This window comes from Paraflavitalea speifideaquila, from assembly GCF_032395985.1.
Classification (GTDB): Bacteria; Bacteroidota; Bacteroidia; order Chitinophagales; family Chitinophagaceae; genus Paraflavitalea; species Paraflavitalea speifideaquila.
On sequence record NZ_CP135920.1, the window covers coordinates 7787659 to 7808834 of the forward strand.

Below are 21176 nucleotides of genomic sequence, written 5' to 3' on the forward strand. Positions count from 1 at the left end.
TGGATCGGTCATCTTTACTTCGCCCCTGTTACCTTTTCAACATATCAACTTTCAAACCCACGCCCTCGTTGCCTCAATACATTGCTGCCTCGTTGCCTTTCTTCCCCTATTCGTCTGTTTCCGGTATCTCTAATGCCTCATCCACTGCATTGGCCAATATAACAGAGGTCATCTTTTTAAGCGGGTTCTTACGGTATTCCGCATAACCGCTTCGCTGATTGATGATATCAATACATTCGTAAATAGCAGTCAGGAAAGATGATTGATCCGCTTTATTTTTACCCGCTATGTCAAAAGCAGTACCATGGTCGGGAGAAGTACGGATACCCGGCAATCCGGCCGTATAATTTACCCCCTCGCCCAGCGCCAGTGATTTGAAAGGAATTAAGCCCTGATCATGGTACATGGCCAGCACAGCATCAAACCTATTGTAATGCTGGCGGGCAAAGAAAGCATCTGCACTGTAAGGGCCTACCACCAACATATTCCTTTTGGCTTCTTTAATAGCAGGCTTAATGATCTCCTCTTCTTCCTTACCTATCAATCCCTCGTCGCCTGCATGCGGGTTGAGGCCCAATACAGCGATCTTGGGTTTGTCGATACCAAAATCTTTGATCAGCGACTGATTGAGTATATTCAGTTTAGACAAAATGCGCTCACGGGTAATGAACTGAGCAGCTTCTTTTAAAGGTACATGCTCAGTAACCAGCGCTACCCGGAAGTTACCGGCCACCATCAACATCACCACATCCTGTACACCAAATACGTGTTTCAGGTAAGGCGTATGACCGGTAAAGTTAAATTCCGCCGATTGGGTATTTTTCTTGTGGATGGGAGCGGTTACCAATCCCTGGATCTTGTTTTCTTTCAATGCCTGTACCGCTACAGCCAATGATTTTACCGCATATTTACCAGCCATATCAGTCAATTGGCCGGGGGTGATGCCCACTTCTTCTTCCCAGCAGTTGAAAATATTCACCTGCTTGGGGGTGATGCGATTTAACTCCTTAATACTTTGGTAGTTGAAGTTAAGATCAGGTAGTCCTTTACGATAAAAATTAATGACTTTATTGGAAGCAAAAATAACAGGCGTGCACATTTCAAGGATGCGGTGGTCCGAAAAGGTTTTGATGATCAGCTCTGTTCCGATGCCATTCAGGTCGCCAATCGTGATGCCAATTACCGGTTTTTGTTGCGGTGCATTCATAATTCTTTAAATTCTGGGAGGCTAAAGTACGAATAAAGTCCGGAAGACCGGAAGTCGGAAAGGCCAGGAGAAAAGACCGGAAGTCCGAAAGTCCGGAAGACCGAAAGAAAATGCCAACACTACTACTGTATTACCTCCCGACTTCCGGACTTTACCGGCTTTACTGTCTTTAGGACTTTTACTGTATTACCTCCCCACTTCCGGACTTTACCGACTTTGCTGTCTTTCGGACTTTTACTGTATTACCTCCCCACTTCCGGACTTTACCGGCTTTACTGTCTTTCGGACTTTTACTGTATTACCTCCCCACTTCCGGACTTTACCGACTTTACTGTCTTTAGGACTTTTACTGTATTACCTCCCCACTTCCGGACTTTACCGGCTTTACTGTCTTTCGGACTTTTACTGTATTACCTCCCCACTTCCGGACTTTACCGGCTTTACTGTCTTTCGGACTTTTACTGTATTACCTCCCCACTTCCGGACTTTACCGACTTTACTGTCTTTCGGACTTTCCCTACTTCTTACCTTTGCCGCATGTACACGCTCAAGAAATCGCTGGGACAACACTTTTTAAAAGATGAGAACATCAGCCGGAAGATTGTGGCAGCTTTACAGGAGCACCCTTTTCAGCAATTGTTAGAAGTGGGGCCTGGCGGTGGTGCACTCACCAAATACCTCATTGACCTGCCGCAAATCAGCCTGAAGTGTGTTGAATTGGACGATGAAAAAGTAAACTGGTTGCTACAAACCTATCCCGTGCTGGAGGGCAGGATCATTCACCAGAGCATCCTGGACATTCCCCCGCCTTTTGAAGGAAAGTTTACCGTGGTGGGCAATTTCCCATATAATATCTCCTCCCAGATACTTTTTAAAATGCTGGAATGGAAAGACCAGTTGGAGTCCATGACAGGCATGTTCCAGAAAGAAGTGGCCCAGCGGGTAGCCGCCACGGAGGGTTCCAAAGTATATGGAGTGACCAGTGTGCTCATACAGGCCTTTTTAAGGTGGAATACTTGTTTGAGGTAGATGAGAAAGCCTTTAACCCGCCTCCCAAGGTGAAAAGTGCCGTCATCCGTTTACTGCCGTTGGCTGTACCAGTGGTCATAAAAAGTGAGCGCGCCCTTTTTGTGCTCGTAAAAACAGCCTTCAACCAACGCCGCAAAACCTTGCGTAATGCCGTAAAGAGCCTTTTCACGGCGGATGTACTACAGGATGATATCTTTAATAAGCGGGCCGAACAGCTGTCCATACAGGATTTTGCAGCGCTGACCTTCAGGATGAATGGAGGAGGGGAGTTGAAAAGTTGATGGAGCAGTCCGGAAGTCAGTAAGTGATACAATTGTCCGGAAGTCAGTAAAGTCCGGAAGTCGGTAAGCGATACAATTGTCCGCAAGTCGGCAAAGTCCGGAAGTCGGTAAGCGATACAATTGTCCGAAAGTCAGTAAAGTCCAGAAGTCGGGAGGTAATACAGTAGTAGTCTTGGCATTTTCTTCCGGTCTTCCGGTCTTCCCGACTTCCGGTCTTCCCGACTTCCGGTCTTCCCAACTTCTTACAACGCTTTCTCCATTATATAATGTGGTATCGATACTTCTTCAAATTGATCGCCACTAACGTTGTACCCCAGTTTTTCGTAAAACCCGATAGCCGTCTGGCGGGCATGCATGGTCATTTTTCGGTATCCCATGTCACGCGCAATGTTTTCGGCAAATTGCATTAGCGCCTTACCAATGCCTTTTCCCTGTACATTGTTCAATACCGCCATCTGGCGTAACCGAACGGTAGCAGGATCTTGAGTGATCAGCATACAGCAGCCCAGCATTTTTTCCTCTTCAAATGCACCGATCAGTATTTCTGCTTTTTCCTTTTCCAGCTCTTCAGGCGTAAAACTAAGGCCCAGCGGTTTGCGCAGGATGTCATTCCGCAACTGAACCATTTGCTGGTATTCTTTCGTGCCGTGATCAATGATTTTGAGGGCCATGCGTGCGTATTTGAGTGGTGTTTCGGTTGGTGCAATATAAGGATTTACCTTTTAACAGCAGGCATCATATATTAAAAAATAAAATGATAACAAAGGAAAATGAAGTCCATCAGGCAGAATTCATTTAATTTCGCCCCCTTTTCGCCCCCTTATTGTATAAAGTGGGGCAGGGGCGGTATCTTATGCAAAAGGCGCAGGCATTGGATTTGCCGTAATTGATGGCGGATAGTACTACAAATCATTGAAACTAAAAATACCTGCACCACAATTAAAAACCAGTGATTTATTGTCATTATGCCAAAATCTATATTTTTGCAGCCGTAACTAAACTTTACAAAAATGTCAGACATTGCAACCAGAGTAAAAAAGATCATTGTTGATAAGCTAGGTGTTGAAGAAGCAGAGGTTACCAATGAGGCTTCTTTCACCAATGATTTAGGTGCCGATTCACTGGACACCGTAGAATTGATCATGGAATTTGAAAAAGAATTCAATATTTCCATTCCTGATGAGCAAGCTGAAACCATCACTACCGTTGGCCAGGCTATTGCTTACTTAGAAGAGCATGCTAAGTAATCTGAACTTTCGTTCAGGTGTAATAAATTAAATCCGCCCTTCGATAGCTGGTGTACGCCCCGAAGGCGGATTTGTTACTTAAAAACTTCCGGACAAGAATCCTATGCAATTAAAACGCGTTGTTGTAACAGGTATTGGCGCATTAACTCCTATTGGAAATAGTTTGCAAGAATATTGGGATGGCCTGCTTAATGGCGTTTCCGGTGCAGACTTTATTACCTTGTTTGATGCGACTAAATTCAAAACCCGCTTTGCTTGTGAGTTAAAGGGGTTTGATCCGTTACAATACCTCGATAAAAGGAAGCCCGGAAGTTGGACCGCTTTACACAGATCGCCCTCGCTGCCAGCGACCAGGCCGTAGCGGATGCCGGTATCAATAAGGAAACAATGAATCCCGACCGTATCGGGGTAGTATTCGCCAGCGGTATCGGTGGTCTCATCACTTTCAGGAAGAGGTAGTGAACTTTGCCAAGGGAGATGGCACCCCTCGCTATAATCCCTTCTTCATTCCCAAAATGATCCTCGACATTGCCGCCGGCCATATTTCTATGCGGCATGGCTTCAGGGGCCCCAACTTTGCCGTTGTAAGCGCCTGCGCCTCCTCTACCAATGCTATTATGGAAGCTTTTAACCTCATTCGCCTCAACAAAGCCGATATTATTTTGGCCGGTGGGTCCGAAGCCGTTATCAGCGAAGCCGGCGTAGGCGGATTCAATGCCATGAAAGCCATGAGCGAAAGAAATGATGACCCCAAAACTGCCAGCCGTCCTTATGATAAAGACCGCGATGGCTTTATCATGGGGGAAGCTGCCGGGGCCATCATCCTCGAAGAGCTCGAACATGCCCTGGCACGCGGCGCTAAGATCTATGCTGAAATTGCTGGCGCAGGCGCCACTGCCGATGCACACCACGTAACCGCCCCACACCCCGAAGGCCTGGGCGCTAAAAATGTAATGCTTTCTGCCCTCGATGATGCCGGTATGAAACCCGAAGACATTGATTACATCAATACCCACGGCACTTCTACCCCACTCGGCGATATTGCAGAGGTAAAAGCCATTACCGATGTTTTTGGCGACCATGCCTATAAAATAAACATCAGTTCTACCAAATCCATGACCGGTCACTGCCTCGGTGCAGCCGGGGTGGTAGAAGCCATTGCCTGTATTATGGCCATTCAACATGATATAGTCCCTCCTACGATCAACCACTTCACTGACGACCCCGAACTGGATACACGTCTTAATTTTACCTTTGAAAAACCCCAAAAAGAATTGTGCGGGCTGCCCTAAGTAATACTTTCGGATTTGGCGGACACAATGCCTGTGTGATTGTTAAGAAGTACTAAAAAGCACGCTGCATAATTTTTCACTATCCTTGTTCGTTGTTTGGTATCTTAGTACCAAACCATAAGCCCTTACCTATTATTGATTTTTGGCTTAATGAAAAAATTGTAGCTTGACTATCGTGGGAATCCTGGACCGCTTTATTGGCAAAGAAAGCAATCTTGCCTTCAAGAAAAATCTTCGTAATGTGCTGGGTTTCACACCCGGCAAAACCGCTTTGTACCAGGCCGCACTCACCCATCGCTCTGTTCGTGACAGTGCCGATGAGAACAATGAGCGACTCGAATACCTCGGCGATGCCATCCTAAGCGGCATTGTAGCCGATTTCCTCTTTAAAAAATATCCCTACAAAGAAGAAGGTTTCCTCACAGAAATGAGGAGTAAGATGGTAAACCGCAATAAACTCAATGAGATAGCCATCAAAATGGGCCTCAAGAAGATCACCTTCTACAATAAGTTCGACAACTCACTTAAGATGAGCCAGATCTTCGGCAATACCCTGGAAGCCGTAGTGGGCGCTATTTACCTCGATAAAGGATTTGTAAAAACCAAAAATGGGTACTGGAATGTATTATCATTCCCCACCTGTATATGGAAGACCTCGAAGCCCTGGAGATCAACCACAAGAATAAATTATACGGCTGGGCCAATAAGAATGGCAAAAACCTCGAATTTGAAACCCTCGATGAACGTATTGAAGGAGGCCGCAGACTCTTTACCATCGGCGCCGTAGTAGATGGCGCACTCCTGGCAGAAGGCAAGGCCTACAATAAAAAAGATGCCAGCCAGATTGCCGCAGCTATCGCCATCGACAAACTGGGTTTGAATAAGGTGGAAGGAGACGAAGAATAACCATTAGCCGTTGGCTTTTAGCCCTTCTCCTCCCAAATAACCTGTATCCAACCATCAGCTAATACCAATCAGCTATCCCCCTCAAACCCTGGTTTGAGCAACTACCCGCAATACACAACCATCAACTTCCTTTGTAAGTAACCCTATACACCACTCCCTGCTTATCATCACTGATCAATAAAGCCCCGTCGGGTGCTATCTCTACATCTACTGGGCGGCCTATTACTGCTTTTTCATCCGTTCCGGGCAGCCAGCCCGTGGCAAAAGGCTCAAATTGCACAGCTTTATTGCCTTCCAACGTAACCATCATCACCCGGTAGCCACTGGGGATCTTCCTGTTCCAGCTTCCATGCTGCGCAATAAATATCCTGTTCTTATAGTCCCCGGGAAACATATTGCCCGTATAGAAGCGCATACCCAGCGCAGCCACATGAGGCCCCATCAATTGAACGGGAGACCTATAATCACTACAATTTTTCCCTTTCCCAAATTCCGGATCAAGGATATTACCCTGATGACAATACGGGAAGCCAAAATGCAGGCCTGCTTTAGGCGCCACATTCAATTCATCTTCAGGTACCTCTTCACCCAGGTTGTCGCGGCCATTATCCGTAAACCATAGTTCCTTCGTTTCCGGATGCCAGGCAAAACCTACCGTATTGCGGATGCCTTTGGCAAATATCTCCAGGCCTGTACCATCCGCATTCATACGCGTAATAGTGGCAAATACCGGGTCTTTTTCTTCACACACATTGCAGGGAGCACCAACGGGGATATACAATTTACCATCCGGACCAAAAGCAATGAACTTCCACCCATGATGTGCTTTGTCAGGGTATTTATCATATACCACTACCGGGGCCGGCGGATTGCCCAGCCGGCTTTCAATACTGTCAAAGCGCAGGATCCGGCTCATCTCTGCCACATAAAGACTGCCATTGCGGAAGGCTACCCCGTTGGGCATAACCAGGCCGGAAGCAATCGTATATACCTGGTCGGCTTTGCCGTCACCGTTCGTATCCGTAATTGCGTATACCTTATTTTCTTCCCGGTTACCAGCAAACAATACCCCCTTGCTGCCCCAGCACAAGCTTCGTGCATTGGGCACCACAGCATACACAGAAATTTGGAAGCCCGGCGGCAGTTTGATCTTGTCGAGCTGATATTTGGCAAATAAAGAATCTACCTTTGCCGGAGTTTCCGGCGTATTGCCATTTCAGGATTTCGCCCGGGATCAGTCTGACAGGCAAACAAGAACAAGGCCGGCAGGGCCCAAATCCAGGTTTTTGAAAACTGCGAATAACCCATGACAAATGATTTATGAAAAGTTACGAATACAATCCAATAAATGATCCAATGTCCTTTAGTTAAGAAAACTGTTACCAGTTATAAAGGAAAGCCACGTTGCAGCGCTGCATCCGCCGGGCAGCAGCCTGTCTCTCCTTAAAGGGGATCACCCTTAAGCGGCATTAATAAAGTATCAGCTAGAAAGTGATCATATTCAGCCAGCCAATGCAAATCCGAAGCCAGCTCCATTTTAATGCGTATTTAATGAAAATAGTGGCCTTTCCCTAATCTCCTGATTATGTGGTTTTCGTAAGTAGTTAGGATTCCCACCGTTTAGGACGGGATGGATATCCCTTGCTTCAAACGATTGTTGGTAAGGATTCCTCATTTGATCATTGCTCAAACCGTGTAACTATGAACAGTACTGAAACGAATATTAAGGGGTACGATTATGGGAAAACAATGGCTAATTCACCTGTAACCCGGCAGGACCTGGAATTACTCAAAGCCACCGTGTTATTTACCCCTGCCGATGAAGAGCATTTACGCAAAGCCGGAGAAGTGCTGGTAGATCAGGCAGATGCCATTATTGAGCGTTGGTATGAGCTGATAGGCAGCCACCCACACCTGCTATTTTATTTTAGTAAGAATAATATGGCAAATCTGGAATATCTTACATCCGTTCGGAAACGCTTCATACAATGGGTAAAAGATCTTTGCCTGCGCCCATTCGACCAAACCTGGCTAAACTATCAGTACGAAATAGCGCTGCGACACCACAAGATCAAAAGAACAAGACCGATGAAATTGAGGCCGCACCTTTTGTCCACTATCGCTATATCACCGCATTCATATATCCTATTACAGCTACCATCAAACCACTGTTGTCCAACCATGGGCATGCGCCTGATGAAGTAGAAGCCATGCACCAGGCTTGGTTCAAAGCCGTTGTACTATCGGCTATTTTAATGACGTATCCCTATATCCGTGCAGGGGAGTTCTAACCGGTTACCCCAAAAACCGGATACACCTTATCATTTTATGTCATCATTCAATCCCGGGCAACAGCTCGTTAACATTAACAGTAAGATCACGGCCTCCCTGGTCAGGATGTCCGAAGTATTCCGCGTATTGTTGCAAACAGCCGCACAAAGCCACGGACTAAGCGCTACCCAGCTGCAATTATTACTGTTCATTAACTTCCATCCCGATCCGCAACAGCGCAAAGCCGCCTTCATGGCTCGTGAGTTCAATGTTACCAAGGCTACCATTTCCGATTCCATAAAAGCCCTGGAACAAAAACGCCTGGTAGAACGCACCGCAGATGCCAGAGATTCACGCAGTTTTATTCTCTCCCTTACAGCCAAAGGACAAGAGCTGGCCGGCATCACCCAGCAGCTTACCGGTCCGGTTGATCAAACAGTGAGCCAGCTATCGCCCGAACAAAAGGAACATTTCTCCGCTACTTTATTTGACCTGATCTATCATTTCAATAAAGCAGGTATTATTGCTACCCAGCGCATGTGCTATAATTGTCAGTATTACAGCGGCAACCGGATGCAGGAACATTTTTGTAACCTCCTGAATGTATCCTTATTCATCAATGACCTCAGGCTGGAATGTACAGAATTTAAGAGGAAACAGGAGTAAGTATCGAATAACCGGTAGGAAGACAATAATCAATAATTACAAATGAATAACTATTGATTATTGCCCTAAAGAGTTTAATAAAACCAGCTAAAAACTAAGCCTTTTTCCGTCCCTTCATCGCATCAATACGCCTTGCTGGCGCGTAAGTTCTTCCGATTGCTTTTGCTGATCGATCTTATTTTGATCGAGCTTTAATTGCAAGGCTTTGATCTTTTCTTCCAGCTCTTTTTGCTCCTCCATCAAAGACAGGTTCTTTTTAGTAGCTTTTTGCATAACAGTTTCCTGTTCTTTGATCTGCACATCGAGGTGCCGTGATTCAACAGAAGGCGTCAACTGATTCAGAAATGCCTTGGCTTCATTGATCTTGTGGCGGTCAACGCCCGAACGGGCGCCCACATTTTCACTGGGCCTGCCTACCAAAAGATATACGAGCGTAATGTCCTTTTCTTTACGGCTTTTGCGCTCCACCCTGAAATGCAGGTCATTCAACTCTACTTCGTCATCACTTAATTTCATGTTCCGGAATACCTGGTACCCCTTGATCTTATCACTTTTGCCGCCTTTTTTTGAGAAATGCTCTTCAATGGCCGCTTCTACTTCTTCTACCGGATAGGGCAATTCTATAACGGCCGCTATTTTATCGCCTTTCGTATGTTCTACTTTCGACTCCGAGGCAGTTACCTGAGCCTTCGTCCGAGTACTGATAAAGGCTGATACCATCAGGATCAGCAGGGGTAAAACTCTCTTCATAGATGTTTATTTGATATAATGTAAAATGACTCTCCGGATGTAGGAAAGTTGCTAACATATTATGGTTTATTAGACTATGTTCCGTAGATTAGCTTTGTTATTAAAACAGGCTGATTATGAACATTTTAGAGTTTAATAAAAGATTCCCAAACGAACAATCTTGTATTATATATTTAAAAGAGAAACGCGAAAAACAAGGTATTATTTGTAAGGAATGTCAATGTGTTACTAAACATTGGTGGTTAAATGACATTCAGAAATTCCAGTGTTCAAAGTGTGACTCCAGAACCAACTTAAAGTCTGGAACAATGATGTTCAAAAGTAAAATTCCCCTACTAACCTGGTTCATGTGTATTCATTTAATGACTACCAGTAAAAAACCATTTTCCTGTTTAGAAATGCAACGTCAATTAGGACTCAAGAGATATGAACCAGTATGGGATATGATGAGAAAGATTAGAATAATGATGGGTAAACGTGACAACCGTTATACTTTAAAAGGTACTGTTGAAATGGATGAAGGTTTCTTTGAAGTTGTAGACCTCCCACAACGTGATGAATTAGGAAATCTGATTGATAGGGAACAGAGTTTAAGTCGTGGTAGAGGAAGTGAAAGACAACAGACTGTTTTAGTTACTGTAGAGAGTGAAAAAGTGTTAAACCATAACAAGACAAAATATACTAAGGATAGAATTATTGGTTATGTAAAGATGGAAATCATTGACAATTCAACCAGTGATAGTATTAACTCTGAAGTCAAGAAGTCAGTAGATAAAAATTGTCACGTATTAACTGATGGTTGGAGAGGTTATAACAACTTGAAAGATGTAGTAAAGAAACATACACAGATGGTAGTTATTCCAAAGGAAGCTTCTAAAAAATTGCCATGGGTACATACTGTAATCAGTAATTGTAAAAGACAATTATTAGGTGTTCATCATTCGATTGGTCGGAAGTATTTGCAGTTATACTTAAACGAATTTTGTTACAAGTTGAACAGGAGAAATTTTGAATACAGGGACAGTTTTGATGGAATGATTTTAGCAACTTTGGATGGAAACACTTTAAACTGATAAACTTTTATATGGTTGAAAACTATAAACCAAAAGGTTGGGCATCTATCTCCCGATAGTGTGGCTCGAACACACACCTCCTCGTCCGTTACACAAGAGTTCTATCCATTAAACTATATCGGTGAAACAAACCACCCAACCTTTTCAAATTTAACAAAATCATACCATAATAAATGGAATTACGAAGTATTACCTTTGTAGAAAGAATGATTATGCGAGATTACAAAGTTATTTATGACTTCAGTATTGAACATTTACAATCCACAGTTCGGTCTTTACTAAACGATGGATGGGCTTTAGCTGGTGGTATCTCAATGGTACATACGAGATTTGATGAGAATGAAGACATAAGTGATGAAGGAAACCCAGTATTGTACTACGCTCAAGCCCTTACCAAATAAGGTTTTCATTGAATTAGGTAAAAAATCCCGAATGATATAGTTCGGGATTTTTGTTTATCAACTCCTTACCGTATAAGAATCTGTATTGATTTCTCACTTTTATTGAATCCACCCCACCCAGTAACCGTTAGTTTGACTGTATAGGTTCCGGGTATATTATATGTATGACCTGGATTAGACATGGTTGAAGTTGAACCATCACCGAAATTCCATAGATAGGACCCTTGGCCAAATCCACTTGTGGTAATACCTGTAGATAAGTTTCCAATGAAATTCACATGGGAAGAAGTGAGTGGTAGGAAATCAGGTCTACTATCCACTATTTCATTTTCATTCAGTGTTACCGTTAATGACTTACTACCAACCTCATTTATTGTTATGGTTTTAGTAACTGATTTATCATTAACAGTTAACTTAACTGTATAGATACCCGGTGAAAATATATGAATAGGATTCTTTTCTGTAGAGGTGGACCCATCACCGAAATCCCAAAGAACATTATCACTATTGGAAGTAGTCACGAAATTAACAGATTTTCTCACCGTTAATTTGACGGTATAGGTTCCTGGTTTATTCCATATATGATATGGATTCTGAACTACAGAATTAGTTCCATCACCAAAATCCCACATAGTTTTCGGGTCAAAATTGTTAATCATTTGACGACCACCAGGAACATTATTCCCTGTTGTAGATATATTCCCTTTACTGTCAGTTTTTAAGAAGTTGTAATTAAAGTTAGGTGTGTAGGTAGATGAATTGTCTGGATAGTATTCAAAACTCACTGATTCAATCGTGTTATCTTTATCTTTCTGGCAGGATATTAGTAAAACAACAACCAATAAGTTTATTAAAATCGGTTTCATTTTTGTGATTTGAAGTGGATTAAACTGTTTTGTAATTAGTAGTACTGTCATATCGTCTAACCTTGTCATTTTTAAGAGTTACCACAATTACATCCCCAGACCATCTGGCATCTTGTATATCTTCATAAACGTTGATAGTATCGTAACTGAAGGTGTTCTTGTACACCTTGACATTACGGCCATCAATTTTAAGTACTCCGAAATTTGTGTGCTCTTTTCTCCAATTCATAGATGATTGATTTTGTGATTAAAAGATATACAAGTTTACGAAGTAGTTAACATATATGTTAACCATTATTATCCACAAATGGTGGATTTTCCCATTCAGATGGGGATTACAAAGGACGATAGATTGTTTTTGAAACAGTTAGGAGAACGAATCAGTCAGATTCGTAAAGAGAAGGGTATATCCCAAGTAGAATTAGGTGAGAAATGTGATATGGAAAAACCATCAATGAACAGAATAGAGAAAGGAGGAACAAACCCAACCATACTCACCCTAAAGAAGATTTGTAAAGAATTAGAGATTGAATTAACGGACCTATTGGTTAACCTAAAATAGAAACAAATGAACCCGAAATTTCAAATCGGAAATATTGTAAGGTTAATATCTCTTAGTCCTCCAATGGTAATTCAACAAATTATTCCCAAAACTTATAATGGAATACCTCAAATCTATTATGAATGTCATTGGATTGATAAAACTGGAGTACCACAAAAAGAAGAATATCTCGAAAGTTTACTTTTGTTAGATTAACGAACAATATCCTTTAGTTGGTCGTATATTATCTTTATGTCTTCCAGTTTATATACAGGTCTTTTTCCATCCTTTAGTTTATGCCCATAGTAGATAACATTCATTGTTATTTTTAGTAGTTCTATCTTTAATTCATCACTCATAGTTTTTATTTCTTATAGTAAATACATTAAAAAAAGTTGAAAAGTGATTTTTCAGAGTTTATATATATACTTATGAAAAGGATACTCACTTATCAAACCTTCATCACTGAGGATTTAATCCAACTAAGCCAAGAGACTTCAAAACTGACTAACGTTTTAGACTATGCAGACTTTACGAAAGAAAAGGATTTAAACTTTAGACAGGACGATGAAACAAAAAATCAAACAACATCAGGACAAAATCAGTAAATTACGGAAGAAGAAAAGACACGACAACATCAAAACCGATAACGAAATCATCCACCATAAGAAAAAGATACTCTCTTATCAAGAGTATCTCAATCGAAAGAAAATTTTTACTTAAACCTATTTTATGAGTTCTTCAATTGAACAGAAGACAAAATTTGAAGAAAAGTTCAATGAGTTAGTCCAAAAATGTTCTCCAGAAATACAGAAGAAGTGGGATGGGAATTTTATTTGGGTCGACCTTCCTACATCACCCCATCAATCATCCCAAATAAAACTTGACCATGTAGTCAAGTTCCTTCCTCCAAAACTAAAAGATGAGTACTCGACCCTTCTTAGAAAATTAAAAGATGGAAGATTGTAGAGTTTCAAACTTAATATATACCTAAAACCAGATGAAAATCAGGAGATTATACACAGTTTATTGATTTTCAATAAATTGTCCATACTTTCCTACATCCGGACAGTCATTTAATGTAATGTTCGTAAAAGCATAAACGCCGAAACCGGGCGTTATACTATTCATACGTCGTTTAGAGCCTTTAAAAATTACTGTTCCGGCAATAAAAGGACCGCCAATAACAGGTTTAACGATGAGTTTGTGGCGCTAACCCTTAATTTTGGAACACAAAATCTAAATCCACCTTTAGTTGAGCATTAAGAAATTAGCAGGTCAAACAGTCTGGTATGGCATTCCCCGTATTGTCAGCAGGTTCCTCAACTTTGGCGTCAGCCTGCTGGGTTTTCAATTGTTTGACCCCAACGGCAGCTATCCCTATACACAGATCTATGCCGTAATTCCCTTTTTGACCGTCCTCTTTACATATGGACTCGAAACAAGCTTCTTTCGTTTCGCGCAAACCACCGACCGGCAAAAATTATTTAATACCCTTAACATTTCCATCTGGGTCACCACCATCCTGTTTACACTTGTCCTCTTTGTATTCAAGGGGCCGCTGACACGGTTCATTGAAATGGAGAAGTACCCCGAATTTGTGACCTGGATGATCTGGATCGTGTTTTTCGACACCCTGTATACCATTCCACTGGCCAAGCTGCGACTGGAGGACCGGCCCCGCAAATACGCCTTTATCAATGTGTTTTCCGTGGTGCTGAATATCCTTATCGTCCTGTTCTTTTTCTATGTAGCCAAACCGGCGCATGAAGCAGGCGAAAACTCCTTCCTCGCTTTATTGTACAATCCCCGCATAGGCATTGGTTATTTCATCATTGCCAACGTTATTGCCAGCGGCGTTACCTTATTGCTATTGTACAAGGAGTTCACTTCCTTCAAATTTGAGTTCGATAAGAAACTGTGGAAGGATGTCATGTATTACTCCTATCCCCTCATTATAGTTGGTTTTGGAGGCATGATCAATGAAATGCTTAGCCGGGTGATCTACCGGAAGGTATTGACGGAAACCTATCCCGGCCAATCGGAGTTTGAACTGGGCGTATTTGGGGCGAACTATAAGCTGGCAGTGCTGATCACCATATTTATCCAGATCTTCCGCATGGCGGCAGAGCCCTTTTTCTTCAACCAGTCTAAAAATGAAGGCGCACAGAAAATGTATGCCCGCGTAATGAAGCTGTTTGTGATCGCCTGCTGTTTCATGTTCCTGATCATATCCCTGAACCTGAAGTTCTGGAAGGGGCTTATAGCCCACAGCCACCCGGAATATGAGCTGGCTATTCACATTGTTCCCATTGTTTCCATGGCCAGTATTTTCCTGGGTATTTATTACAACCTGTCCATCTGGTACAAGCTCACCAACCGCAATATGATGGGCGCATGGGTCACCATTGGCGGAGCCGTTATCACCATTGTACTCAATATTCTGCTCATCCCCAAGGGCCGTTATTCCGGCGCAGCCTGGTCTACCTTCATCTGCTATGCCTTCATGATGGTAGTAAGCTATATCCAGGGCCAAAAATATTATCCCATCCCTTACGCCAGGAAAAACTCATCACCTACCTGGTGATAGTGACACTTTTATATATTATTCATGAATATTTGATCGTCCGGTTTGCCCTGCCAGCCAAAACAAAAGACTGGACCTCTACTTCTTACCTGATCTACTACGGTACTTCTCTATTATTTTTCAGTCTATTTGCGTGGCTGATCGTGAAAGTCGAGAAAAGGGAGATGCAGAAATTGCCCTTTATTGGTAAATATTTTAATTGACCGTCATATCTCCAGCCCCATAATCCAGGCAAAATAGCTACCCAGATATAACCTCGCACTCGCTCAGCCTTCCCGCCGAATGGCAGGATGAAGCTACCCCACACTCGCTCGCCTCTGGCGAGTGAGCCTGTTTCGTAGCCTCCGGCTACAGACCTGAAAACTAATCCAAAGGAGTCTGTCGAAGCCCTCCCATCATGGCGTTTATTCTTCTCCCAAAACCCTTGACCAGGCAGAGGGCGACAGCTATACGACATAGATATCCAATCCCTGAATCTAGGCTAAACACCCATCAAAATATGACTTTTTGTCACAACCCTACACAGTATATTAGGAAGTAGCATCCCCGCAGATCGGCTGTAGATCTACCTTAGATTAGCCGGAGACTAGCTTAGTTTGACGTAAGCCGGAAGTAAACCTGAAGTAAACTTGAAGTAAACCTAAAGTAAAGTGAAATGGTCATTTTGGGGTAAATGGCCTTGTTGATGGCCCTTTTGGCAAACCAAAGCAGTCGGAAGAAAATGCCCTGCCTGTATCCATTTATTATAATTTACCATATACAAGTAAGATACTGAAAATATGCCAATTTGGCAAATTTCACACCAGTCACCTATCTATCCAATACCCTTCCCCACTTCACCCCTTCACAAATGGATTTTCCTTTTTCTCTTCGCCAATAGTCGTAGGCTCACCATGCCCATTGTACACCATCGTTTCATCAGGCAGAGTATACAACTGCGTACGAATGCTGCGGGCAAGGGTATCAAAATCCCCCATGGGCAGGTCAGTACGGCCAATACTCCGTTTGAACAGTACATCACCACTGACCACAAAATCCTGATCCGGACAATAAAAACTGATATGACCAGGAGAATGCCCAGGGGTAAACAGGATAATGAACCTATCTTCACCCAACCGAACAGTATCGCCTTCACGTAAATAGATCAGGTCACCTTTATAATTTTCAAAAGGAAGACCCCAGTTGAGACCGAACGCAGGACCATGATCCAGTATCACTTTTTCTTTTTCGTGCAGGTGTGGGGTTAACCCCAGGTATCATGAACAAACTTGTTGCCGAATACATGGTCAAGGTGACAATGCGTATTTAACAAATATTTAGGCGTGAGGCCAGTATCCTGGATGAATTCTTTTAATTCAGTACGCTCATTGCCGAAGTAACAGCCAGGGTCAATAATGCAACATTCGTCCTGTTCATTAGAAATAACGTAGGTATTTTCCTGGAGAGGACTAAAAACAAAGTGATTTACTGTCAGCATATAGGGTATCGTATTTAGGTCAATTGATTTTTTTTCACCCGGTAACAGGGTTTGTTTTAACTTTAAAACATTAATGACAGGCTATGCAATTTCAACAGATTAAGCCATCCACAAAAGTACTTTTTGGTTTTCTAGTTTCCGTACTGCTTTTGCACATGGATGTGAGTGCCCAGGTGAATACAGTAGAGTTTGGTAAAAACCGGGTTCAGTATCGGAAATTCAAATGGGAATACTATCAATCGACCAATTTCAACACCTACTTCTACGAAAATGGCAAAACCATCGCCAACTACGTATTGCAGATTGCCGAGGAAGAATTACCCGCTATTGAGCAATTTGTAGAATATGGCCTGCAACGCAGGGCCAATATCGTTATTTACAACAACTTTAATGAGCTGGAGCAATCCAATATTGGGCTCAACCTGGATTGGCAAACCACAGGCGGCATCACCAAACTGGTGAACAATAAAATGATCGTTTATTTTAACGGTGATCATGCCGACCTGCGCAGGCAGGTACGCCAGGGTATTGCCCGGATATTGGTAGACAATATCCTGTTTGGCGACGACCTGGGTGAAATTGCAGCCAACCAGGCCCTGCTCGACCTTCCAAAATGGCTCGTAGATGGGTATGTGGATTATGTGGCCGAAGACTGGAATACTACACTGGATGATCAACTGAAATCAGCCCTCCTGTCAGCCGAATACAAGAATTTTTACCAGTTTGCCTTTGAAAAGCCCCTATTGGCTGGTCATGCTTTTGGTATTATATAGCGGAGAAATACAAAAAGGAGAACGTTACCTATTTCCTTTACCTCGCCCGCGTATACCGCAACCTCAACAGCGCTTCCCAGCGGATCTGTAAGAAGAAATTCAAGGATGTGCTGCGTGATTTCATGGAGCAGATGTCCGAAAAATATTACAAAGACATTACCGGCCGCCGCAATGCCCCCAAGGGCAATGTGATCCTTACAGAAGATGTGACCCGTAATCGTGATTATATCCGGTTTACCCCAATCCGGCCCCACGTAGCCAAACCTATGCGGTGGTGGAATATGTAAAAGGGCAAAACCAGGTGGTATTATATGAAAACTTTGTAGACAGAAGGGTGCTGCTGAGAAATGGCGTGCGCTCTTATGAGAACGAAGTAAATCCCAGTTATCCCCTATTATTCTGGGATGGCAAGGGTACCCGCCTGGCTTGCATCTATTGGGAAAAGGGCAAGGTCCAGTTGTTTGTATATGACATGGTGAAACATTACAAACCCGTAAAACAGGAGATCACCCACTTTGAGCAGATCACGAGCGCCAGCTTCATGCTCAATTCCAATACCATCCTAATGAGCGCTGTACGCAAAGGACAGCCCGATATCTTCATCTATAAGATCCAGGAAGATACCTATGAGCAGGTAACCAATGATTCTTATGCCGACCTGGACGCTTCTTTTGTGGCTTTCCCCAATAAAACCGGTATCATCTTCTCCTCCAATCGCCCCAATGCCACCGCACTGGGTCGCGATACAGGCGTAGCGACCAATAAGTACAATATCTTCCTGACAGATACTTATAACAAAAGCGAGTTTAGGCAAATTACCCAGCTCAGCCACATGAAGTATGGTAACGCCCGCTATCCTGTTCAATACAATACATCCCACTTTACTTTTATCAGCGATGAGACCGGCATCAACAACCGTTTTGCCGGTTTCTTTACTACGAAGCGGGCCGGGTTGGACAGCGTGTATATTGTAGGTGATGAGGTGTTGCGCAATCCCAGCGACCAGGAACTGGATTCTACCCTTAAAACCTGGGGTAAAGCAGCTCCCGATTCCGTATTTGCTTATTCCGTTACCAATGACTCGTCTTTTGTATTCCCCATTACCAATTATCAAAGCGGCCTGGTAGAAACCAAGGCAGCTGGTGATAATGGCCAGGTGAGTGAAGTAAGGCAGGAAGGCGACCTGAAACTGGTATACCGGTTGAAGGTGGACCAAAATGCCTTGCAACGCCGCAATGTGAATCCCAAACCAACGGATTATCGCCGCAAAACAATTGCCAGCGCCAAGCTCTCCGGCGGGCGCGATATGCAGACCATCATCCCGGGTGATACAACCACGAAGCGCAAAAATGATGCTTTTGAAACAGGCTTTGAACCGGAAAACCGGATACAACCAAAAAGCCCGCAGCGGCTATCATAGATCCTTTTGCCGAACCTACTACCGTAGAGGTAAAAGAATCGGTGCTCAAAAAAGGCCAAATTGTTCCCTTACCGGTTGAAATTCTCCATGGATAATTTCTCTGGGGGCTTCAATAACGATGTATTGATCACCCGTTACCAACCCTATACCGGTTCATTGCCCATCCAGTTGCAAAGTGGCGGCGCTTTCAATGGTATGCTGAAGGCCTCCGTATTCGATCTGTTTGAGGACATTCGTTTTACCGGCGCTATCCGCCTGCCCCTGATTGGTGGTGGTGGCGGAGGAGCCAGCATAGGCTCCGGCGGTACTACTATTTTCACCCCTGTTAACCAATCTTTGTTCGATGGCGGTGGCGAATGGTTTGCCCGGATAGATTACCTCAAAAGAAGATCGACTATTCACTCGTGTATTACCGTAAAACCGAGATCGGTGGAGTACAATACCAATCCGGCAACGTGATCAACGTGTATGAGGGCAAATCCTACAGCAACCTGTACCAGGGTATCCTCAAACTGCCATTGGATAAGGTACGCAGCCTGCGCTTCTCTGCAGGTATCCGCATGGACCGTGTTACGGTGCGCGGAACGCAGTTTGATACCGTCACACTTAAAGCCCCCGACCTCAATAAGCAAACTTATTTTGTATCGCGCATAGAATGGATACATGACAATGCCATCCAGAAGGCCATGAATATCCTCAATGGCTCACGCTACAAGATCTATATGGATATCAATGCCCAGGTGAATGAGCCTAAAGAAGGACTTGTAAAACCTGGCCGTATGATGTTTAACATCGGTTTTGATGGCCGTATTTACAAACCCATCTACCGCAATTTCATTTGGGCTGGCCGCGTAGCCGGTGACTTCTCCTGGGGCAATGAGAAAGTGATCTATTACCTGGGTGGTGCAGATGGCTGGATGTTCCCCAAATACAATAGCGAGCCCCGACCCGACCCCAGCAACGACTATGCTTATCAGTCTCTGGCAGTTAACATGCGTGGTTTTAAACAAAACCTCACCAATGGTAACAACAATGTGATCATCAACAGTGAATTCCGATTCCCCATATTCAGTACATTGATCAATCGCCCCATCAACAATGCCTTCCTGCGTAATTTCCAGGTGGTGCAGTTCTTCGACCTGGGCAATGCCTGGAATGGCGACCTGATAGATGGCTTGAAAAACTTCAAGCGTCCGCAACAAACCTATCCCGATGACCCCAACGATCCTACCGTTACCGTACGGATCAAAGCCGGTGGTATTGGTCCATTTGCTGGTGGTTATGGTTTTGGTGTACGCAGTATGTTACTGGGTTATTTCCTCCGCTTCGATACAGGCTGGGAAATGAATGGCTTCTTTAAAGGCAAACCCGTATTGCATTTTGCCATGGGTGTAGACTTCTAATAGCAATCCCAGGTTTCACTATTTTGAAGCCTGTTTCGTAGATTAGGATCGCAGATTACAAATTGATTTCACAGATTATATAAAGCAAGAGGCTGGCCAGTTGGTCAGCCTCTTGCCTTTTAGCATCTGCGAAATCAACCCAATCCATAAATCAGCGATTAAAAGAGGCGTCGTAAGAATACGACGCCGTGTCCAACTTAAACCAACCGTTATGATAGAAGGGTATAACGGGCATGTTTGCGATCACCACCCGGGTGAATGAACTTTGAAAGGTAGCACAGGCCTTGGAAGCACCCACTTACCAGATCATTTTACTGATCTTCTTAAGCGTTGTATAAACCAATATCATCAGTACAGAAAAACAGGTAACCATCGCCCACACCTCACGGTACTCCAGTGGATGCCATATCATACGGCCAATATCACTTACCAGCGCAAATGGATTGGTGATCACATCCCAGCTGTTGAAACGCAGGTAGCGGCCAATGTATACACCCAGGGCATTGAGTACCATCACCGGATACAAGAAGAGCCAGGTCGTTTTGCCAGGCAGGTACAATTCCACAAACTTTTCCATTTGCCGCACAGACAGGATGCCCAGTAATAACCCATTCCAGGCAAAAGAAATGATAAGCGCCAGGTCGAACCATAAAGGAGCGCCTGCATGAAATCCCAAATGAAACAGATCCGTCAGGATATAAAAACTATTGGGAATAAAGGGAATCCATACCCCAAGCACCAGAACAAACTTCCGGGCATAAGCTGCCCAGGAAGGCTTGCGCGTCAACCAGCTCGAAATAAAATAAGGTATATAGGCCAGGAAGAGGTTCCAAACCAGGAACAGGTAATCACGTTCGCCTGAATACACCATCCGGGCCATTACCATCCCGATGCTAAACAACATAGATAAGGTCATAATACGATCTACTTCACTGCGCAGGAAGATGCACCTGTACTCCCAAAAGGGTCTTACTATATTTCTCATC

Annotated in this window: 22 protein-coding genes and 3 pseudogenes; 17 read left to right on the top strand and 8 right to left on the bottom strand. The window is 43.6% G+C overall.

Annotated features, from left to right (window positions below; translation table 11 throughout):
- Positions 1–106: 106 nt before the first annotated feature.
- Positions 107–1207 carry a 4-hydroxythreonine-4-phosphate dehydrogenase PdxA gene (gene pdxA / locus RS881_RS53385; protein ID WP_315818261.1) on the bottom strand — a complete coding sequence of 367 codons (1101 nt, stop codon included), beginning with the start codon at positions 1205–1207 and terminating at the stop codon, positions 107–109.
- A 537-nt stretch (positions 1208–1744) separates the two neighbouring features.
- Between pdxA and rsmA the strand changes: the two are divergent.
- Positions 1745–2517: pseudogene (gene rsmA / locus RS881_RS53390) on the top strand (16S rRNA (adenine(1518)-N(6)/adenine(1519)-N(6))-dimethyltransferase RsmA).
- Between the two features lie 242 nt (positions 2518–2759).
- Here the strand turns inward: rsmA and RS881_RS53395 are convergent.
- The gene (locus tag RS881_RS53395) at positions 2760–3188 is read right to left on the bottom strand and encodes a GNAT family N-acetyltransferase (RefSeq protein WP_315818262.1); all 429 of its coding nucleotides are present in this window, start codon (positions 3186–3188) and stop codon (positions 2760–2762) included.
- 339 nt (positions 3189–3527) lie between these two features.
- Here RS881_RS53395 and RS881_RS53400 point away from each other — a divergent pair, with 339 nt between their 5' ends.
- From RS881_RS53400 to RS881_RS53415, 4 genes and pseudogenes are all read left to right on the top strand, one after another.
- The gene (locus tag RS881_RS53400; protein WP_038103191.1) at positions 3528–3764 is read left to right on the top strand and encodes an acyl carrier protein; all 237 of its coding nucleotides are present in this window, start codon (positions 3528–3530) and stop codon (positions 3762–3764) included.
- Between the two features lie 103 nt (positions 3765–3867).
- Positions 3868–5112, top strand: a pseudogene (gene fabF / locus RS881_RS53405) (beta-ketoacyl-ACP synthase II).
- Between the two features lie 185 nt (positions 5113–5297).
- Positions 5298–5603: pseudogene (locus RS881_RS53410) on the top strand (ribonuclease III domain-containing protein); the annotation flags it as partial.
- 98 nt (positions 5604–5701) lie between these two features.
- The gene (locus RS881_RS53415; protein WP_315818263.1) at positions 5702–5962 is read left to right on the top strand and encodes a double-stranded RNA binding motif domain-containing protein; all 261 of its coding nucleotides are present in this window, start codon (positions 5702–5704) and stop codon (positions 5960–5962) included.
- A gap of 121 nt (positions 5963–6083) precedes the next feature.
- Here RS881_RS53415 and RS881_RS53420 read toward each other — a convergent pair whose 3' ends face one another.
- Complete coding sequence (locus RS881_RS53420) at positions 6084–7082, bottom strand: PQQ-dependent sugar dehydrogenase (protein WP_315818264.1); 999 nt, start codon at positions 7080–7082, stop codon at positions 6084–6086.
- A 581-nt stretch (positions 7083–7663) separates the two neighbouring features.
- Here RS881_RS53420 and RS881_RS53425 point away from each other — a divergent pair.
- Genes RS881_RS53425 through RS881_RS53430 form a run of 3 tightly spaced genes read left to right on the top strand, consistent with a single transcriptional unit; the run spans position 7664 to position 8899 of the window.
- Positions 7664–8167 carry a protoglobin domain-containing protein gene (locus RS881_RS53425; RefSeq protein WP_315818265.1) on the top strand — a complete coding sequence of 168 codons (504 nt, stop codon included), beginning with the start codon at positions 7664–7666 and terminating at the stop codon, positions 8165–8167.
- Positions 8134–8253 (top strand): hypothetical protein, encoded by a 120-nt coding sequence (locus RS881_RS61190; RefSeq protein ID WP_350340046.1) that lies wholly within the window; start codon positions 8134–8136, stop codon positions 8251–8253. The genes RS881_RS53425 and RS881_RS61190 overlap by 34 nt, the downstream gene beginning before the upstream one ends.
- Positions 8254–8290: 37 nt before the next feature.
- Entirely contained in the window at positions 8291–8899 is a 609-nt protein-coding gene (locus RS881_RS53430) for a MarR family winged helix-turn-helix transcriptional regulator (RefSeq protein WP_315818266.1), read from the top strand.
- A gap of 114 nt (positions 8900–9013) precedes the next feature.
- On the opposite strand, the gene RS881_RS53435 is transcribed toward RS881_RS53430, so the two are convergent.
- Positions 9014–9649, bottom strand: coding sequence for a hypothetical protein (locus tag RS881_RS53435; RefSeq protein WP_315818267.1), 636 nt, complete (start codon positions 9647–9649; stop codon positions 9014–9016).
- 116 nt (positions 9650–9765) lie between these two features.
- Between RS881_RS53435 and RS881_RS53440 the strand changes: the two genes are divergently transcribed.
- Entirely contained in the window at positions 9766–10722 is a 957-nt protein-coding gene (locus RS881_RS53440; RefSeq protein WP_315818268.1) for an IS1595 family transposase, read from the top strand.
- A gap of 466 nt (positions 10723–11188) precedes the next feature.
- On the opposite strand, the gene RS881_RS53445 is transcribed toward RS881_RS53440, so the two are convergent.
- Positions 11189–12040, bottom strand: coding sequence for a PKD domain-containing protein (locus tag RS881_RS53445; RefSeq protein ID WP_315818269.1), 852 nt, complete (start codon positions 12038–12040; stop codon positions 11189–11191).
- 307 nt (positions 12041–12347) lie between these two features.
- On the opposite strand from RS881_RS53445, the gene relB reads away from it, so the two are divergent.
- The 3 genes from relB to RS881_RS53460 all read left to right on the top strand — a co-directional run bounded on the left by relB (position 12348) and on the right by RS881_RS53460 (position 15320).
- A complete protein-coding gene (relB, locus tag RS881_RS53450; RefSeq protein WP_315818270.1) occupies positions 12348–12551 on the top strand; it encodes a type II toxin-antitoxin system RelB family anti-toxin in 204 nt (67 codons plus the stop codon).
- A 1234-nt stretch (positions 12552–13785) separates the two neighbouring features.
- Positions 13786–15117: a lipopolysaccharide biosynthesis protein gene (locus RS881_RS53455; protein WP_315818271.1), complete on the top strand. Its 1332-nt coding sequence runs from the start codon at positions 13786–13788 to the stop codon at positions 15115–15117.
- Positions 15114–15320: a hypothetical protein gene (locus RS881_RS53460; protein ID WP_315818272.1), complete on the top strand. Its 207-nt coding sequence runs from the start codon at positions 15114–15116 to the stop codon at positions 15318–15320. Before RS881_RS53455 ends, RS881_RS53460 begins: the two co-directional genes overlap by 4 nt.
- Before the next feature lie 633 nt (positions 15321–15953).
- On the opposite strand, the gene RS881_RS53465 is transcribed toward RS881_RS53460, so the two are convergent.
- Together RS881_RS53465 and RS881_RS53470 are read right to left on the bottom strand one after the other, a co-directional pair.
- Positions 15954–16334 (bottom strand): MBL fold metallo-hydrolase, encoded by a 381-nt coding sequence (locus RS881_RS53465; protein ID WP_315818273.1) that lies wholly within the window; start codon positions 16332–16334, stop codon positions 15954–15956.
- A 26-nt stretch (positions 16335–16360) separates the two neighbouring features.
- On the bottom strand, positions 16361–16594 hold the full coding sequence (locus RS881_RS53470; RefSeq protein ID WP_315818274.1) for an MBL fold metallo-hydrolase: 234 nt from the start codon (positions 16592–16594) through the stop codon (positions 16361–16363).
- Positions 16595–16677: 83 nt separating this feature from the next.
- Between RS881_RS53470 and RS881_RS53475 the strand changes: the two genes are divergently transcribed.
- From RS881_RS53475 to RS881_RS53495, 5 genes are all read left to right on the top strand, one after another.
- Positions 16678–17367: a hypothetical protein gene (locus RS881_RS53475; RefSeq protein ID WP_315818275.1), complete on the top strand. Its 690-nt coding sequence runs from the start codon at positions 16678–16680 to the stop codon at positions 17365–17367.
- Between the two features lie 107 nt (positions 17368–17474).
- Positions 17475–17654 (top strand): hypothetical protein, encoded by a 180-nt coding sequence (locus RS881_RS53480; protein ID WP_315818276.1) that lies wholly within the window; start codon positions 17475–17477, stop codon positions 17652–17654.
- The gene (locus tag RS881_RS53485) at positions 17639–18787 is read left to right on the top strand and encodes a hypothetical protein (protein ID WP_315818277.1); all 1149 of its coding nucleotides are present in this window, start codon (positions 17639–17641) and stop codon (positions 18785–18787) included. Before RS881_RS53480 ends, RS881_RS53485 begins: the two co-directional genes overlap by 16 nt.
- A gap of 60 nt (positions 18788–18847) precedes the next feature.
- Positions 18848–19246 (top strand): hypothetical protein, encoded by a 399-nt coding sequence (locus RS881_RS53490; RefSeq protein WP_315818278.1) that lies wholly within the window; start codon positions 18848–18850, stop codon positions 19244–19246.
- On the top strand, positions 19192–20190 hold the full coding sequence (locus RS881_RS53495) for a BamA/TamA family outer membrane protein (RefSeq protein ID WP_315818279.1): 999 nt from the start codon (positions 19192–19194) through the stop codon (positions 20188–20190). The genes RS881_RS53490 and RS881_RS53495 overlap by 55 nt, the downstream gene beginning before the upstream one ends.
- 298 nt (positions 20191–20488) lie before the next feature.
- On the opposite strand, the gene RS881_RS53500 is transcribed toward RS881_RS53495, so the two are convergent.
- The gene (locus tag RS881_RS53500) at positions 20489–21175 is read right to left on the bottom strand and encodes a DUF1361 domain-containing protein (protein ID WP_315818280.1); all 687 of its coding nucleotides are present in this window, start codon (positions 21173–21175) and stop codon (positions 20489–20491) included.
- Between the last annotated feature and the right edge of the window lies 1 nt (position 21176).

Excerpts from the sequence above, each read along its gene's own strand:
- pdxA (WP_315818261.1), bottom strand. The coding sequence starts at position 1,207 with ATGAATGCACCGCAACAAAAACCGGTAATTGGCATCACGATTGGCGAC.
- RS881_RS53395 (WP_315818262.1), bottom strand. The coding sequence starts at position 3,188 with ATGGCCCTCAAAATCATTGATCACGGCACGAAAGAATACCAGCAAATG.
- RS881_RS53400 (WP_038103191.1), top strand. The coding sequence starts at position 3,528 with ATGTCAGACATTGCAACCAGAGTAAAAAAGATCATTGTTGATAAGCTA.
- RS881_RS53415 (WP_315818263.1), top strand. The coding sequence starts at position 5,702 with ATGGAAGACCTCGAAGCCCTGGAGATCAACCACAAGAATAAATTATAC.
- RS881_RS53425 (WP_315818265.1), top strand. The coding sequence starts at position 7,664 with ATGAACAGTACTGAAACGAATATTAAGGGGTACGATTATGGGAAAACA.
- RS881_RS53430 (WP_315818266.1), top strand. The coding sequence starts at position 8,291 with ATGTCATCATTCAATCCCGGGCAACAGCTCGTTAACATTAACAGTAAG.
- RS881_RS53435 (WP_315818267.1), bottom strand. The coding sequence starts at position 9,649 with ATGAAGAGAGTTTTACCCCTGCTGATCCTGATGGTATCAGCCTTTATC.
- RS881_RS53440 (WP_315818268.1), top strand. The coding sequence starts at position 9,766 with ATGAACATTTTAGAGTTTAATAAAAGATTCCCAAACGAACAATCTTGT.
- RS881_RS53445 (WP_315818269.1), bottom strand. The coding sequence starts at position 12,040 with ATGACAGTACTACTAATTACAAAACAGTTTAATCCACTTCAAATCACA.
- RS881_RS53470 (WP_315818274.1), bottom strand. The coding sequence starts at position 16,594 with ATGCTGACAGTAAATCACTTTGTTTTTAGTCCTCTCCAGGAAAATACC.
- RS881_RS53475 (WP_315818275.1), top strand. The coding sequence starts at position 16,678 with ATGCAATTTCAACAGATTAAGCCATCCACAAAAGTACTTTTTGGTTTT.
- RS881_RS53500 (WP_315818280.1), bottom strand. The coding sequence starts at position 21,175 with ATGAGAAATATAGTAAGACCCTTTTGGGAGTACAGGTGCATCTTCCTG.